This window comes from Bifidobacterium sp. W8112, assembly GCF_016101425.1.
Taxonomy (GTDB): domain Bacteria; phylum Actinomycetota; class Actinomycetes; order Actinomycetales; family Bifidobacteriaceae; genus Bombiscardovia; species Bombiscardovia apousia.
This window is the reverse complement of the sequence record NZ_JACFQN010000001.1, coordinates 535,227-550,631: the sequence shown is the minus strand read 5'-3', so window position 1 is coordinate 550,631 and position 15,405 is coordinate 535,227. Positions and strand designations below refer to the sequence as shown.

Here is a 15,405-nt window from a genome sequence, read left to right as displayed (position 1 = left end):
GTTCTCTAAAGGATGGTCAGGCACTGCCCGTGGACTGCCACGGCCTGGCTGTTGTTGATGGCCACCATGGGCGCATCGTCGCCGTAGCGGTCCAGAATTTTCCTGGTCACCTCGGCGAAGTGCTCAGAATCAAGGTGAGGGAGGAGACGGAAGTCCACCAGACCCAGACCGGCGGTGGAGTCCAGATCCGGGGCGGCCGAGCGTGGATCCATGGCATCCAGGAAGCCGATATCGGGACCGGTCACCACAGCGCCGGCCGATTCGCCGATGTAAGGTTTGCCCTGATCCACCTGCTGTCTGATCAGATCAGCAGCACCTGAGCGACGCAACTCCTGCAGCAGGAAGAAGGTGTTGCCACCGGACAGGTAGATCAGGTCGTCCTCCTCCAGGCTGCGACGTATGGTCTCCGGATCGGCTGTTGAGACTTCCAGGTCGTCGATCCTGCAGCCCATGTCGGTAAAAGCTTGGCGAGCCTCCTGGACATAACTATCCGAACGCTGTGGAAGATTGGCCGTGGGGATGAAAGCCACAGTACGATTCTTAGGAGAGCTTTCCAGAAAGGTGGGCAACCTTTCAGCGGTAGCAGAGAATGAGGATGTGAGCAGCAGTCGATGCATGACGGCTCCTTTCATGCCAGGCGGGACTTCCGCCCTGGGCAGGTCGCAAAGTATAAAACCCGACCATTGCTGGCCTCAATATATCCATGCAATGGCTTCCACATAGTGATTGACTACATGTCGACTGGAATCCGGCGCAGGCCCTGTAGGTCCGGATGTTTATTCTGGGGGCATGGCAAGGCAGCATAAGGAGTTCCAGCAGGGATCCGGCCAAGGCGTATTGGACGACCTGCCAGGCGAGGATAAATTCAGCGACGACCGCCCCGATCCAGTAGCTCCCGGCGGCAGCATTCTCTTCGCTCTGCCTGGGACCTTGGTGGATTGGAACCCGCGCCGAGCCCTGGTTGGGCAGTACCCTGACGGGGTGGTCGATATGGTGCTGGACCCGGAGGACCCTTGGGGTTTCGCCTGCGTCAGAAGACAGATCAATCTGGGAGTGGACCCACAGCAGGCACTGGCCGACTATGAAACTACTCACGGGCCTGCGGTCGCCTGGGTGGTTAGGGTCTGTCTGGAAAACTACACCCTGGCAGTGAAGGGCCTGCTTCCTGGAGCATCGGAGCTGCTGGGAAATCTGCGGCGAGCCGGGTTGACGCTTTGGGGCCTGTCGGCAACGACCCGTCAATTGATCGAGTCGGTATCCAAGGTGCTTTCGCCGCTCTCTGCCCTGAAAGGTGTCCTGATTTCATCACAGGAGCATCTGGACCTTTCTGATCCGCTCTTCTATCGTCTGGCCCTTCGTCGCTTCGCCATCAGCCCCGGGCATACGATCTTCGTTGATACGGATTCTGAGCATGTGGCTATAGCTGACCGACTAGGTATGGAGGGGATTGTTGCCCATGACATCAGCAGTCTGCGTCAGCTTCTTCGTCAGCGCGGTATCGCCTGTTGAGCGGACTTTCAGACGATGCGGCGGTCTGCGGCCCAGCGGGTCAGTTCGGTTCGGTTGGATAGCTGGAGCTTGCGCAGGACGTTGGAGACGTGGGTCTCAACCGTCTTGATGGAGATGAACAGCTCAGAGGCTACCTCGCGGTAAGTGTAACCACGGGCGATCAGGCGCATGACCTCCTGCTCGCGCGCAGAGAGCCGATCCAGTTCGTCATCTTCTGCCGGGCCGGCATCTGCAGCCTCGTCCTCCTGGAAGGCGGAGAGCACGAATCCGGCCAGCTTGGGGGAGAAGACAGCGTATCCTTCGTGCACCTGGCGGATTGAGGAGACCAGGTCCTTGGCGGAGATGGTCTTGGTCACGTAACCACGGGCTCCGGCGCGGATGACCGAACCCACGTCCCTGGGCGAGTCGGATACGGAAAGAGCCAGAAAGACCGACCGGGGGGAGAGTGGATGGGAGCGGCTTAAGATTTCGGCACCTCCACCGCCCTGGCCACCGGGCACGTGCACATCCAGCAAAACGACATCAGGACGGGTCTGTTTGACCATGACGATGGAGGATTCCACGTCCGCCGCCTGACCCACGATGTGAAAATGCGGCTGCAGGGTGGTGATGACGCCGGTGCGGAACATCTCATGATCGTCGACGATGGCTACGCGGATGCTTGCGGGCCCATCCTCGGCTTGATGGGGATCTGCTGCAGTCGTGGTCATGGGCGTGGTTCAGCCCGCCTTTCCCGGCGCGGGGTCCTCAAGTGTTGGTGGGATCGGACCGGCATGCGTCTGTGAATGAATGGTTCACCATGCATCCTATCATTGCTGGGCCTCAGTCCCTTTTTCAGTCTGATCAACCTTGCCTTCCTGCTGCTGGCTGGCCTCGGACAGCGGCATGTGCATCCTGACCTCGGTGCCCCAACCAGGACGGGAGACGATTTCGACCCTGCCGCCACGCCGACGAATCCGACCGATGATGGACTCGCGGATTCCCAGACGGTCAGCTGGAATCGCATCCATATCGAAGCCCGAACCGTGGTCGCGCACGTAGACTTCAACCTGATTCCTGCGGGCCTCGCAATACACGGAGACGGGTTCTCCGCCGTGGGTGACGGCATTGACCAGGGCCTGTCGGGCTGCGTTGAGCAGGGCATCGGTCTGGGCGCAGGGCATGGCGTCGCCTACGGTGACAACCTCGATCGGCTTGCCGGAATCGTCTTCCACCTGTGCAGCTATCTGGCTCAGTCCAGTGCTGACTGACCGGTCTGAGGGGGTGCGTTCCTGGTAGAGCCAGTTGCGCAGATCGCGCTCCTGGGAGCGAGCCAGGGTGAAGACGGTATGCGGGTCGTCGGCATGCAACTGGATCAGTGCCAGGGTCTGCAGGACGCCATCGTGCAGGTGGGCTGCCATGTCGGCTCGCTCCTCCTCGCGTTCCTTCATGGCGCGTTCGTCGCCCAGTTGGCTGAGGATCGAGCCGACCCAGGGCACAACCACTGCGGTTACGCCCACAAGAAGCAGGCCGGCCAAGACTATCAGGGTCAGGGCCCAATGCCATTCCTGGGTCGATAGCAAGAAGATCACCGCAGCAGACAGGATCAGGGCCAGGCTACCGATCAGGGCTGGCAGGTGGTAGCCGGTTCCTTGGTTTTCCGGCCTCAGCCAGGCCAGGACCAGTCCGGCGCAGAAAAGCAGGCAGGGGAGGACAAAAGCGGGGCGCATGCCGCTGTTGAGCAGAAAGACAGTGGTCAGCAGAAGGATGATGCCCAGGCCTGCCAGCAGTCTGGTTATCCGCCCGGGACTGATGCTGTGATCCTCCCTCTGATCTGGCTGTTCAGTGAGGATGCTGGGCGCCAGCGGGGCTGACTTCGGGTCATTCGGTTGGACTGCCTGGGTGGGGTCGCCCTGGGGGAGCGTCAACCACAGAAAGCAGTAGATTACACAGGTGATCAATTTGGGGGCCATAAGCACCATGACCAGGCGGATCCAGAAGACGGGAATGCCCAGGTGTAGGCTGACGCCCTTGCAGACTCCGCACAGGATCCTGCCCTTGTGTGGCCTCATCAGGGGCATGCGCGCAGGGTGCAGAGGAGGTGGTTCCCTCAACGTTTGTTCTTCCTGCATGGCTGCGTTCATGCCTCTATTATCGGTTTCGGATCGTACCGATAGGGCAATAAGGGGAAGAAATCAGGGTCGAATCAGGGTGTTCCCCCATGAGATTTGCACTCGCAGGGTGTTGTAATGAAGATATGAGTAGCGACATGAATGGCAATGGCCCCGATAACGGCTGGCAGTGGAAGTTCGACAGGTTCTTCCGCGCCTGCAGGGAGTCCTATCTGATCCGTGACCAAGGATGGGTAGGCGGAGTTTGCGTAGCCTTGGCCCGTCGCCTGGGTTGGAGCGTGACCCTGGTCAGAGCGTTGATGATTCTGGCGGTCTTTTTCTTCGGTGCCGGTGCCGCCTTCTACGGCTTTGCCTGGTTCGTCCTGCCGGACCGGCGTGGGGTGATTATCGCCCAGGAGCTGATCCACGGGATTTGGCATGCTTCCATGGTGGGCATCATCATTTACTGGCTGCTGGCCATCCTGATTCCTGGAGTCGGAATCTTTTCACTGGCCTTCGGTGCCCTGGTCCTGTATCTGTTCATCCGGTGGAGCCGCAACAAGGCCCTGGAGTACCAAAGAGGGTACTGGACTGGGCCGGATGCCGGCAGACCGGTTTCGGGCGATCCTTGGGTGATGGGACCGCAGTATTCGGACCGGCCGAGTGGTGCAGGCTCGCAATGGTATCCGAATCAGCCTAACTACCCAAGCTTTTCGGGGTATGAGGGGTACCAGGATTACACAGGGACGCGAAGCAATACGCAGACAGACGGCAATGCGAGCACAGAAGGATACAGGAACCAGCCAGGGGATTCCGATTCGTATGGAACTCGGGAACAACAAGGGGATGCGACTGCTTCCGGACATATTTTTGAGACAGCGGATTCGGCAAACGCTGCCAGCGATTCGAACAATACGCAAGGCTTTGAGAATCCTGTCGCTGGTGCAGCTCCCGGAGGTTGGACGGGGGCAGAAGGCCCTGCAGAACCTGCTGGGAACATGAATCAGGCATATGGATTCAGTGACTGGACGGACTATGGCACAGCCGGGTCATTCTCGACAGGGCCGGGAATAGCCCGTAAGACTCCGTCGGTTCCGCCCCGGATACGGCGTCGTCCCGCCGGACCTGCGCTGGTCAGTCTTCTGTCAGGACTGATCCTGGTCTCCGGCGCAGGGGTCTGGTGGATGGCCACGAACCCCTATCGCGGATTGAATGTGGCCTTGACTTTCGCTCTGATCTGGGCTGGAGGCGTTACGCTGATACTTGGCGTGGTCATACTGATCCTGGGCTTGATGGGCCGCAGGTCTGGAGGACTGACCCCCATTGCCCTGATGGCCTGCCTGGTTGTCCTGATGCTGGCTTCTGGTTCGGCCATACCAGGCATTGAGCAAACCCAGAACCGCAGGATCCTGGCCGAATACGCCACAGTTCAAGTTAACGGCAACAACCATGGGCGCTTGTTGGGGGCGGACAGTGCAGACATGAGGCGTTACCGCCGCGGAATCGCGCTGGTCGGAGACCCGCAGGATCAGGGAAGTGCCGTCATTGACCTGACTGGTTATGAGCAGAAACACGGCACCCATCGTGTTCAGATTATGGATGATGCGGAGAGTACAGTCTCAGGCTGCCCGACGGGCACCGTCCGCCTGGCTGTGGCCTATGCTGACGTTCGCCTGCTCATTCCTAAGGGATGCAGTCTGTCCTATAGGGAACATACCGACCTCTACAGGGTCTTGGGATCAGGCGCAGCTGACTGGATAACCGAGACGGAACAGGGAAACCGGATGTGGTGGGGCAATACGTCGCCATCAGCTGAACGACGCAATTGGGAGGAAGCCCTGCGAGCGTCCAAGGAGGATCAGTGGCATATGCCCGACGATCCCGAATTGATCGTCGAAGCCAATCTCATGGCCGGTGCGCGGGTCACCGTGCAAGCCCAGGGGAGTGCCACCCAGCCGAAGCGGGCGCAGCTCTACAGCGGATCGATCAATGAATATTGGGATTATAGCTACAATCCATGGCAGTTTGGGGAGGATCAGGAAGATGACTGATATGCAGCAACCAGAAGGAGGCCATCCGCTCGATCGTCAGGAGCGCACCACCAAGGTCATGCCGGTTGAATCACAGGCACCCCCGATATACCAGGTTCGGATGCAGCCGCCGGAGCCGGTCCGTCCTAGCGGCCCCAGCATGCCTACCATCATTTTTGGCGTCCTGGTTGGACTTTTGGCTCTGACCATGTTGGCTTTAGGATTGGTCTTTCTGCGTTACGGTACGGATCTGACCCTAGTCATACCCTGGCAGCGGATTATTCCATTGATTTTTGCTGGCCTGGGCTTGGTGCTGATTGTCGCTGCTATATCAACTTGGCTGGCATCAACAAAGCGCGTTCGTCATGACTCAAAAGACCAAGATATTCCAGAAGATCAGGCTGCCAAGGATGGCCAGTGACCCCAACAGGGTTAGGGTCAGGGTCAGCCAGTGGCCAGCGCCAACTACAGCTGGTTTGCCGTCAGGCCGGCTGAAGATGGAGGTCAGGGTGCTCGCCAAGAGCAGGATGAACATCAGGCAGAGACCTGATAGTAGGAACCAGGAGAATGTCATCATCGAGGACAGATGGACCAGGCCGAAGGCTTGGCGGACCACAGTGAAGGCATAGGCCAGCAGGGCCGTTATCAGTCCTGCGGCCAACAGTCCCAGTGCCCAAAGCCGTCCGGCCAGACCTTTGCTGAAGCCGGACCGTTGTCTGACATTGCCTCGAGCCCGCAGATGTGAGTTCAAGGCTCCTATCAGGGCAGTTATGAGGGCAGCAACCAGCAGAACGGGGCCACTGGCCATCAAGGTCAGCAGGGCGGTCAGCGAGGAAATCAATCCGGAATCAGTACGATCAGGTACTTGATTGAGCTGGTGGGGCTGGCTGCCGGCGATCATGGGAGTGGACCATTGATCGGCCTGGGTGCCCAAGGCTACAGCGTTGATCCAGTCTTCCAGATTATGAGTATACCGGGGTTCCAAGGGCAACCCGGCCTTGGCCAGCCGACTGCCGGTGCGAATCTGATGGTTGGTGGGGTAGTAGCGCAGGGTCACATTGTCATTGCCGCTTGCATGAGTTCTGCGGATGATTTCGCGTGCACCCTGCTCGATTGGCATGGAGATATCCATGGTGCCGAAGTTGATCATGACGGGCATCCGCAGCTGGTCCAGATAAGGCAGGGAGGGGAAGTCGGCGTACTCCAGGCCCAGCAGGGACAGGTCCATGCTAATGAACCGGGGTATCACAGTGCGGATTCCCTTGGGCGCGCCAATCAGATCCAAGTAGTTGGTAGCCGCCATGGCCATCTGCCGCCGTCCCGGGTAGACGGGGGGCGAAGTCAGGATGGAAAAGGCGATACTGGAGTCCTTGGCGGTCATGATGGACGATATCCAGGTGCCCTCGGACTCGGCGTACAGGCCTACCTTGGTTGGATCCACACCCGGCCAGGAGCGTAGTTGGTCAAGCGATCGCTGGTAGTCGGCGGCTAAGGAATGATAGTCGCGGTGGAAGGTGGTGTAGTTATCCAAACGCTTGTCAGGCACCAGGGTGGTGATGCCGGCCGAGGCCATGGCTGAGGCCAGATCGCCATACACTTCTGAGGATTTGCCGGTTCCGGCGCCGTGGATGAACAAGCAGGCTGGCCCCGTGCCCTCTCGATCGCGCGGCTGTCTGACGATGGCCTGGATGCGGACTCCGCCATCCAGAGCAATGCTGATTTTCCGTTCTTTGACCTTATAAGTACCTTCAGGGGTGGTAGCTCCAAGGCGCGAGGCGATAGCTGTGGACCGGGTCGGAACCTTGATGTGGTCTCGATAGGGTTCCACCTGCCAGTCGGGTGTCATGGCTTGGCCCAAAAGGAGCATGACCAGCAGGATGACCACGAAGGAGGCGGCAGTGAAGCCCGCCCGTTTCAGCTTTTGCACCCGTCAACTTTACCTGACCGTTCGACAAGTTGAAGAGATTGAAGCTCCTGATTGTGGTTCAGGAGGTCGGTCCTGGGCCTGTTCGGCTTCGTCCAGGGTCTCGAAGCCGTTCATTTGCACTGTGGCCAGGATGGTTTCCTCGGTCAGGTTGCCGCCACGGGCCTCGATCTGGTCCACCATGGACTGGTAAAGATCCAGGGTCCGGGCCGAATAGGTGCCTAGTTCGCCACGCAGATAGGTCTCGAAAGAGGTGGCTTCCGGAGTGTCTTCACTGGTGCGCAGGACTCGCATCTCCTGACCTAGACGGGGGTAGCGCTCGCGAAAGTCCTTGGCCCAGGCCACCTGCCTGTCGATGATGCGTTCCTGCTGCCCCTGTCGGTCCAGGCCCAGCCGGGGCAGGTAGGGGGCGATGCTGCTGTGGTACTGGTCTGGGGCTGTGGACTCCATCATCCGCCCATACTTCTCGGTCAACAGGTTGCGCCCTTGTTTGTCGGCCTGATCCAGGTCGTCCGCATAGCTGGTCAGCAGGGGATGCGGCCAGGTCAGGAACTGGCTCAGGCGCATCTGGTGGAACATGGGCCAGTTGCCCTGACAGTTGGCCGGACCGCCCTCATTGTTGACCTGTTGGAACTGTTCCCATTCGTGGCGGACGATCCGCTCGCGCAGGGATTCCTCATTCTGGCATTGCTCGTCGTTTGCCATCCTTGGCTCCTTTCAGATGCTGTGCAGAACCGTGTCGTCACTGGAAATGTGCGCTTCGACATAGGGGCGCTGCCATTCCAGGAAGGTTTCGGGGCTGTTGGTCAGGCCCTCCGCCTGCAACTCTTCCACGATTCTTGCGCAGATGGACTCCACAAGCTCGGTGACGCGTTCGGCGGCCGGCCGGGCCCCCTTGCCGCCTTCGCCAAAGCCTTGCCCCCCGTAACAGGCAGCCGATGCCAGGCGCAGGATGTCCTCCAGCTGCTCGGTCAGGTCGGCCAGCCTGGTGGCCACTCGTCCGCTCAGCCGCCGCAGGGCCGCGAAGGTCCACTTGTAATAGGGCAGGTAACCGACGGTCAGCGGATTGTTGATCAGGAAGATCAGGGAGGCGCAGGCTTTGATGAACTCGTTGATTGACAGCATGGCTGCAGCCTCGTCGCCCCGCTGCAGACTCCGCGGCAGATTGTATTGGCCCGCCTGGGCGATCATGCCCAGCCGACGGGAGATCAGGCAGAAGCGCACATCGTCGGGCATGGCCTTGAACCCTTGCCGGGTGGCCAGCATCTGTCCCAGAGGATCGGCGAAAATCCTGCCGTTGGTGGCCGCCGCCAGTGTGGCCTCGTCCAGGAGCAGCCACTCGTGGGGGTGATCTTCCGGGGGCGCCTGCCGGTAGCCGGTCAGGGATTCGAAGAAGGCGCCGATCTCAAAGACGCCTACACGTCGGTTAGCCCCCTTAGCTCTGACGCTGTCGGTTCGTGAGCCGAACCCCATGAATTCGGTGGGCAGGGCCTCATAGTCCTTCTGCAGCTGGTCGCCGATGGTCTGGTAATCCTCGCTGGTCAGCCACAGGCAGAAGCCGGGGCCGAAATCATGATCCCGGGAGATGGCGTCGTCAAAGCCGTAGCAGTCCGATCCATGGCCCATCAGGCCTACGGCGATCCGGCCGCGATATTGGGGGTAGCGTTCCTCCAGCATGGGACGGCCCACCTGCTCCCAGTAAGTCTTGGCCAGGTCCAGTCCTTGAATATCCGTGCGGGAATCATGCTGATTGTTGTCATTGTTCTGATTCCTGGCCGGATGCCGGTTTGAACCGGTCTTTGGCTGGCTGGGTGCTGCCTGCTTAGCCTGGTCGGATTGGTCCTTGTCCCCGTTTTTATCAGCAGCGGCCTGGGCCTGGCCCAGATTGGCCTTGGTGATCTGGTAGTAGTCGCTGCCCTTACCGTATCGATCCTCAATGATGGCCAAGGCCTTGCGATAGGTGTCTGCCGATTGACTGAAGCGACCGGTCATATAACAGACTTGAGCAAAGCCGGCCAAGGCTGAGGCATAGTGTGCGCTGTTTTCCAGGTGGCCGGTTCGATAAATATCCAGAGCTGTGCGAGCCTGGTCCCAGGCCTCTTGCAGAGCCTGCGGACTGTCGCTGCGCTGCATGAGCAGAAGGGCCAGATTGGTGTGGGTGGTGGCCAGATCCTGATCCTGGGAAGGGTCAGTGCTGGAATTCTCCAGGATGCCCATGGCTTGGCGCAGCTCCTGCTCGGCCTGGTCGGGTCGGTCGGTTTCGCTGTAGAGCATGGACAGGTTGTTGTGCAGGGCCGCCAGGCGCCGATCCTTGGACCCAAGGGTCTTGGCTGCGGAGGCAAGCGCCTGCCGGTAGAGGTCTTCGGCCTGGTCGTACTTCTTGGCTGCCCGCAGACCTGTGGCTGCATTAATCAGGGTGGTCGTCCAGGCCTCGGACCCCTCAATACGCATGCGTGTGGCCAGTTCGATGGCGCGCTGGATCATCCACATGTTCTCCTGGTGGCGGCCCTGGGACCGGTAGAAGCCCATGATTTCGTTCAGCACGGTCAGCAGTCCGGCATCATTGCCCGCATTCTCCGCATCCACCAGCGCCTGCTGCAGGTAGGGTTCAGCTTCGTCGCGAGCCTTGCCCGCACTGAAGATGGCATCCAGTCCGTCCAGGAAGGCTTGGGTGTCGAAGCTGCCGTCCGGTTGCAGGTAGGACTGTTGAGGCTCTTCCCGCTTGCTGTCTGGGATAGGTGTCTGGTCCTGGCTCATTTGGCTCCCTTGCTGTCAGGGTATCTGTAGGTGCGGGTTCCTCATGGAGCCCTAGCGCCCTGGTCGCTTCTATCTATCAGTCTAGACTGATGGTCTTTGATGGACTTCAGTCGGCTATGTCGCCTAGGTCACACCTGCCCGGTGCAGTTGCCTGAATGGGTAACGAGGAGCTCGGCCAAACAGCGCTCATGATTTTGGAAGTGATGGTTTCTTCGATACAACTCGATGACACGACAGAGCTCATCCGCGTCATTCCAATATTGGTGCAAGAAAGCATACTGCTTGATCTTGTGCAGCCCCAGTTTCTCCTTGCAGAATTCGCTGGGTTTCATGTTATTGACGTGCGTCCAGTCCCTATAGGCCCCCTCTTTGATGATGGCCAGGATCTCGATCTCAGGACGAGTAGTCAGTGTAAGTACACGGGCTTTAGACTGGTACAAAGGCGACAAGTGAAAGCGTTCATTTGGCGAGTCAATAATACGGACGATATTCACGCACGAAGAACCATAGGTCACGGAAAGGAACCGTTCCTCGATTTCCCTATCTTTACGGCAGCGGGTATAAAACCGACCAGTCTGCGGATCTTCAATAAGGGAATCTTTAGGGATGATCAGTTTTCCTGCTGTCAGTAGGAGTTCAAAGATGACGCTTTCGGCAGACCCTTCGCAGATAACCAAGGTAGGTTCATTATAAATCGCTTGACTATCCATGAACCGTTTCCTTGACGTAGCTCCGCAAGGCGCTGATGGAAGCGGCTGAGGGCGCGGTTCCTTGCAGGGCACCCGACATGAACTGGACGCTCTTCTTCAGTTCACCGCGGGTGACCAGCTTGTTATACCGGATCAGTTGGAATCCAGCGTTCTCATGCCTGACAGCGAACCAAATGTTGTCCTTTCTGGTGAAATGGTCCAGCAGTTCTGGATAGTGCGTAGAAAAAACGAGTACCGCCCCATGCGGGTTAGTAGCAGGAGAGGAGAACAAGTCGATGATAGCGAAGACCAACTGCTTGTTTATGCTGTTTTCGATTTCGTCGAATAGTAAGTAGCCTCCTTGCGCAAGTGTTTCGATAGCATGTTGTGCCAAGGAGGTTCCGCGGAATGTTCCCGCCGATATCATGGCCATAGCTTGCGAGGGATCACAGTCGCGCTCAACCTTTTCATTGCGGAACTTGATATGGAACTGGTGATCGCTTACTTCCAAGTGTTCGATGGTCGGATCGAATAGACGTACCACTTGCGATGGGGGAGTGACAGGAATGGACATTTGCAGCGGATTTTGCAGACAGAGGGTGACCACGGTCTCCTTGGTGCGCAGAATCCCCGTCGTTAGAGAGCGATCGGGGGGCAAAAATCTCTTGACATCCTCGGCCAGCTCCTTTTCGTCGCCCGACTTATTCATTCCTCGAGTCGCTACAGTCCACCAGGATTCTTCGTCGCCATCTATGGTTCTTTTCAAACGAATCTTGCTCAGACTTCTGCCTGCATACTGGCAAAGCCGTTCCTTTTCGAAAACTAAGGGGGAGTCGGCGGTGGCCTCGTCCTTGTCGGCGCGACGGAGTGTGGCATTGAGCAGCCAAGCCTCGCCGTTTTCTTCGAAGATAATGCGTGCTGTAATCGTGGGCTCAAGAATGTCCATCAGCGGATCGATGGTGGAGCGTTGAGTTCCCAATGAAGCGCCTCTGGCAATGTTGATGATTAGAGAAAGCAGGCGTAGATCAGTGGTTTTGCCGGAGGCATTGATACCGGAGATGCCAATGGCTGTGACGATGCCAAGCGGTGAGGTGGTGCTCTGAAGGCGATGGGTGAAGCTGCCATCGGTAATCCTATCTTCGGCGAACAGGATCATGCGTAGTGCGCCCTTGTCGTATAAGCGAAGTCCTTTAAGGTCAAAGGCTAAGATCCGCATTATGCTCCTTTGAACAGAATATTTGTTTATATACTACATCTGAATGCTGATGATCTGTCGCTCCGTTCCGAGGAATCTCAATTATTGATGCAGCGGATATTGGTAAAGCGGAAGATTTCAGGATCGTTGGGGCTGTGATCCCAAACTGATAAAAATGCGAGAAAAAAACGAGAATCGCTTTTGCCTTTTAACTTTTGCTTTTAAGAAGAGAAAGAGCATGGCAAGGTTATTGTTCTTGCACATACTGATCTCTGAAAGTTACGAATACAGAAATTCCGGCCCATAAGGACCGGAATGCTTGTCGGGGTAGGGGGATTTGAACCCCCGGCCTCTTCGTCCCGAACGAAGCGCGCTACCAAGCTGCGCTATACCCCGTGACAACGTACTATATAGTACACGTACCGTCGGCCAAACGCTATTGTCTGCGCGGCGCGACCATTCAACCGCTTGCCTTCAGGCGGCACCCGGGGCCAAGTACTGGCTCATGCGTAAAATAGCGATTTATGAATGACTCATCGGAAGAAACCCCTCGTCTGACGACGGTCGAGCGTGCTCAGGCACTGCTTGACCAGGATATGGCCATCACGGAGAAGATTGATCAGGGCGCCCAGTTGGATGACGCCATTGATCCCGGCAACCTAGCGGAGAGCGCTGAAGGCCATCCCGAACAGGTGCGCATGCGCGTGGCCAAGAGGGCGCTCATGCTCAAGGAGGGTATTGAGCCCTACCCGGTCCATTTGGATGTGACCGACCGTATCGAGGTTGTGCGTCGCAAGTATCAAGACCGCCTTGAGCCAGGCCAGGAGACCGAGGATGTGGTTGGCATTGCCGGAAGGGTCCTCTTCCTGCGCAACGGTGGCGGACTCTGCTTCGTCCAGCTGGCGGCTGGCGACGGCACCCGCATCCAGGGCATGATCTCCAAGCGTGAGATCGGCGCTGATTCTTTGAAGCGCTTCAAGCAGCTGGTCGACTTGGGCGACCACCTCTACCTGCGCGGCCGCGTGGTCGCTTCCAAGACCGGCGAACTCTCTGTCTTCGCAACCGAGTGGAACATCGCAGCCAAAGCTTTACAGCCCCTGCCTGCCCTTCACAAGGAATTGACCGAGGAACAGCGCACCCGCAAGCCTTACTTGGCCATGATCGCCGACGAGGATGTGCGGGCCATGGTCCGCCGCCGTTCCAAGGCCGTCTCCTCCCTGAGGCGTACCTTCGAGGATCACGACTTCATGGAGGTTGAGACCCCCATGCTCCAGACCGTGCATGGCGGTGCCGCGGCCCGACCATTCACCACACATATGAACGCCTTCGACATCGATCTCTATCTGCGCATCGCTCCCGAGCTCTTCCTCAAGCGCTGTCTGGTCGGCGGCATTGAGCGCGTCTTCGAGATCAACCGCGACTTCCGCAATGAGGGCGTGGATGCCACGCATGCACCGGAGTTCACCATGCTGGAGGCCTATCAGGCTTACGGCACCTACGACACCATCGGGGAACTGACCAAGGAGCTGATCCAGAAGGCGGCCATGGCCACGTCGGGATCACTGAAGGTGACCCTGCAGGATGGCAGCCAGTACGACTTCGGCGGCGATTGGCGCCAAATCAGCATGTACGATTCCCTTTCCGAGTCCCTGGGCGAAAAGATCACCCCGCAGACCAGCGTGGACCATCTGCGGACCATTGCTGACAAACTGGGCCTGGAGGAGGAGCCTGCCGAGAACCATGGCAAGCTGGTCGAACACCTCTGGGAGCATTTCTGGCAGGACAAGCTCTACGAGCCGACCTTTGTGCGTGATTTCCCGGTCGAGACCTCGCCCCTGGTCAAGGCCCACCGCACCAAGCCGGGAGTGGTTGAGAAGTGGGACCTCTACGTTCGCGGGTTCGAGCTGGCCACGGGCTACTCCGAGCTCAATGATCCGGTGGTCCAGCGGCAGCGGTTCGTCGAGCAGGCCAAGATGGCCAGCCGCGGCGATGTCGAGGCCATGGATATTGACGAGGACTTCCTGGAGGCCCTGGGCGTAGGCATGCCGCCGGCTGGTGGCATGGGCATGGGCATCGATCGGCTGCTGATCGCCCTCACCGGCGCATCCATCCGCGAGACCATCACCTTCCCCTTGGTCAAGCCGCTGGTCTGAGACGATATGAGATGATAACGGGGGAGGGACGGTCATGAATATCAGGCTGTGGATGGATGGCATGCGTCCCAGGACGCTGCCTGCCTCGGTGGCGCCTGTCTGCGTGGGCGCTTCGGCAGCACTCCTGGAGCGGTCACGGCTCTTGGAACAGTGCACCAGTTCCTGTTCGCCCACGCCTGTCGACCCTGCCCTGAAGGCAGCCACACCGGGAAGGCTGGCTCTAATCGTGGTCCTGCTGGTCCTGCTCGCCCTGTCTATGCAGATTGCAGCCAACTTCGCCAACGACTACGCCGATGGTGTTCGCGGCACTGACTCCGGCCGTGGAGGCGAGGAGGCCGCCTCTGGCAGACCGAGGCGTCTGGTGGCCGCCGGCGTGCCGCCCAAGAAGGTGCTGTACGCCACCATGATCTCGGCGGCCTTCACCTGCCTGATGGGCCTGATTGTCATGGCTCTGACCGGTCATTGGTGGATGATCCTGGTCGGGGTCTGCTGCCTGATAGCCGGCTGGTGTTACGTAGGCGGCCCGCATCCATACGGCTACCACGGGCTGGGCGAGGTCAGCGTATTCATCTTCTTTGGTCTGGTGGCCACCCTGGGCACCGAGTACTTCCTCATTAATAGGGTCGATGCCGCCGGCATCCTGGGTGCCTGCGTCTGCGGGCTCAATGCCGTGGGCCTGCTCATGCTCAACAATTACCGGGACCTGGATGATGACCGTCAAGCCGGCAAGCACACATACGCTGTTCTGGTGGGGGCGCGTGCTGCGGCTATCTCCATCTACCTGGTCTACATCCTGAGCCTGGTCCTGGGCCTGATTCAGTTCGTTCCGGCTGTCATGCGGCGTGGCCTGCCCGGCTTCCCCCTTGTGCTGGTCCTCCTGCCTGTGGCTGTTGTCTTTCTGCTGATCTGTCGAGCCTTTGCCCGCGGCCAGGTGCCCAAGGCTTTCGGTATGGCAGGCAAGGGTACTCTGGTCTCCGCCCTGTGCTGGTCGGCGGGCCTGCTCCTGCAGCTGTGAAAATCTTGATACGCTCATAAGAGAGCAGTCCGACTTTCAAGCG

General features: G+C 58.8%; 13 protein-coding genes and 1 tRNA gene. 5 read left to right on the top strand and 9 right to left on the bottom strand.

The window, feature by feature from the left end:
• Positions 1-5: 5 nt before the first annotated feature.
• The gene (locus H3T92_RS02255; RefSeq protein WP_198189326.1) at positions 6-617 is read right to left on the bottom strand and encodes a Type 1 glutamine amidotransferase-like domain-containing protein; all 612 of its coding nucleotides are present in this window, start codon (positions 615-617) and stop codon (positions 6-8) included.
• A 172-nt stretch (positions 618-789) separates the two neighbouring features.
• On the opposite strand from H3T92_RS02255, the gene H3T92_RS02250 reads away from it, so the two are divergent.
• Complete coding sequence (locus H3T92_RS02250; protein ID WP_198189325.1) at positions 790-1,509, top strand: hypothetical protein; 720 nt, start codon at positions 790-792, stop codon at positions 1,507-1,509.
• An 8-nt stretch (positions 1,510-1,517) separates the two neighbouring features.
• Here H3T92_RS02250 and H3T92_RS02245 read toward each other — a convergent pair whose 3' ends face one another.
• Both H3T92_RS02245 and H3T92_RS02240 read right to left on the bottom strand, forming a co-directional pair.
• Positions 1,518-2,219: a LuxR C-terminal-related transcriptional regulator gene (locus H3T92_RS02245; RefSeq protein ID WP_198189324.1), complete on the bottom strand. Its 702-nt coding sequence runs from the start codon at positions 2,217-2,219 to the stop codon at positions 1,518-1,520.
• A 99-nt stretch (positions 2,220-2,318) separates the two neighbouring features.
• Positions 2,319-3,632: an ATP-binding protein gene (locus H3T92_RS02240; protein ID WP_232350333.1), complete on the bottom strand. Its 1,314-nt coding sequence runs from the start codon at positions 3,630-3,632 to the stop codon at positions 2,319-2,321.
• Positions 3,633-3,745: 113 nt separating this feature from the next.
• Here H3T92_RS02240 and H3T92_RS02235 point away from each other — a divergent pair, with 113 nt between their 5' ends.
• Together H3T92_RS02235 and H3T92_RS02230 are read left to right on the top strand one after the other, a co-directional pair.
• A complete protein-coding gene (locus H3T92_RS02235; protein ID WP_198189322.1) occupies positions 3,746-5,650 on the top strand; it encodes a PspC domain-containing protein in 1,905 nt (634 codons plus the stop codon).
• A 139-nt stretch (positions 5,651-5,789) separates the two neighbouring features.
• On the top strand, positions 5,790-6,050 hold the full coding sequence (locus tag H3T92_RS02230) for a hypothetical protein (RefSeq protein WP_144085082.1): 261 nt from the start codon (positions 5,790-5,792) through the stop codon (positions 6,048-6,050).
• Here the strand turns inward: H3T92_RS02230 and H3T92_RS02225 are convergent.
• The 6 genes from H3T92_RS02225 to H3T92_RS02200 form a co-directional block, all read right to left on the bottom strand.
• Positions 6,000-7,556: an acyl-CoA thioester hydrolase/BAAT C-terminal domain-containing protein gene (locus H3T92_RS02225; protein WP_260804367.1), complete on the bottom strand. Its 1,557-nt coding sequence runs from the start codon at positions 7,554-7,556 to the stop codon at positions 6,000-6,002. The genes H3T92_RS02230 and H3T92_RS02225 overlap by 51 nt on opposite strands.
• Positions 7,557-7,565: 9 nt before the next feature.
• Positions 7,566-8,258, bottom strand: a complete 693-nt coding sequence (locus tag H3T92_RS02220; RefSeq protein ID WP_144085083.1) for a DUF4125 family protein — start codon at positions 8,256-8,258, stop codon at positions 7,566-7,568.
• A gap of 12 nt (positions 8,259-8,270) precedes the next feature.
• Positions 8,271-10,310, bottom strand: coding sequence for a DUF4037 domain-containing protein (locus H3T92_RS02215; RefSeq protein ID WP_144085084.1), 2,040 nt, complete (start codon positions 10,308-10,310; stop codon positions 8,271-8,273).
• A 128-nt stretch (positions 10,311-10,438) separates the two neighbouring features.
• Positions 10,439-11,020: a hypothetical protein gene (locus tag H3T92_RS02210; protein ID WP_144085085.1), complete on the bottom strand. Its 582-nt coding sequence runs from the start codon at positions 11,018-11,020 to the stop codon at positions 10,439-10,441.
• Positions 11,013-12,215 carry an AAA family ATPase gene (locus H3T92_RS02205; RefSeq protein WP_144085086.1) on the bottom strand — a complete coding sequence of 401 codons (1,203 nt, stop codon included), beginning with the start codon at positions 12,213-12,215 and terminating at the stop codon, positions 11,013-11,015. Before H3T92_RS02205 ends, H3T92_RS02210 begins: the two co-directional genes overlap by 8 nt.
• 301 nt (positions 12,216-12,516) lie before the next feature.
• Positions 12,517-12,590, bottom strand: a tRNA-Pro gene (locus H3T92_RS02200).
• Positions 12,591-12,718: 128 nt separating this feature from the next.
• Here H3T92_RS02200 and lysS point away from each other — a divergent pair.
• A complete protein-coding gene (lysS, locus tag H3T92_RS02195) occupies positions 12,719-14,347 on the top strand; it encodes a lysine--tRNA ligase (RefSeq protein ID WP_144085087.1) in 1,629 nt (542 codons plus the stop codon).
• Between the two features lie 34 nt (positions 14,348-14,381).
• Positions 14,382-15,362: a 1,4-dihydroxy-2-naphthoate octaprenyltransferase gene (gene menA / locus H3T92_RS02190; protein ID WP_144085088.1), complete on the top strand. Its 981-nt coding sequence runs from the start codon at positions 14,382-14,384 to the stop codon at positions 15,360-15,362.
• Positions 15,363-15,405 lie beyond the last annotated feature (43 nt).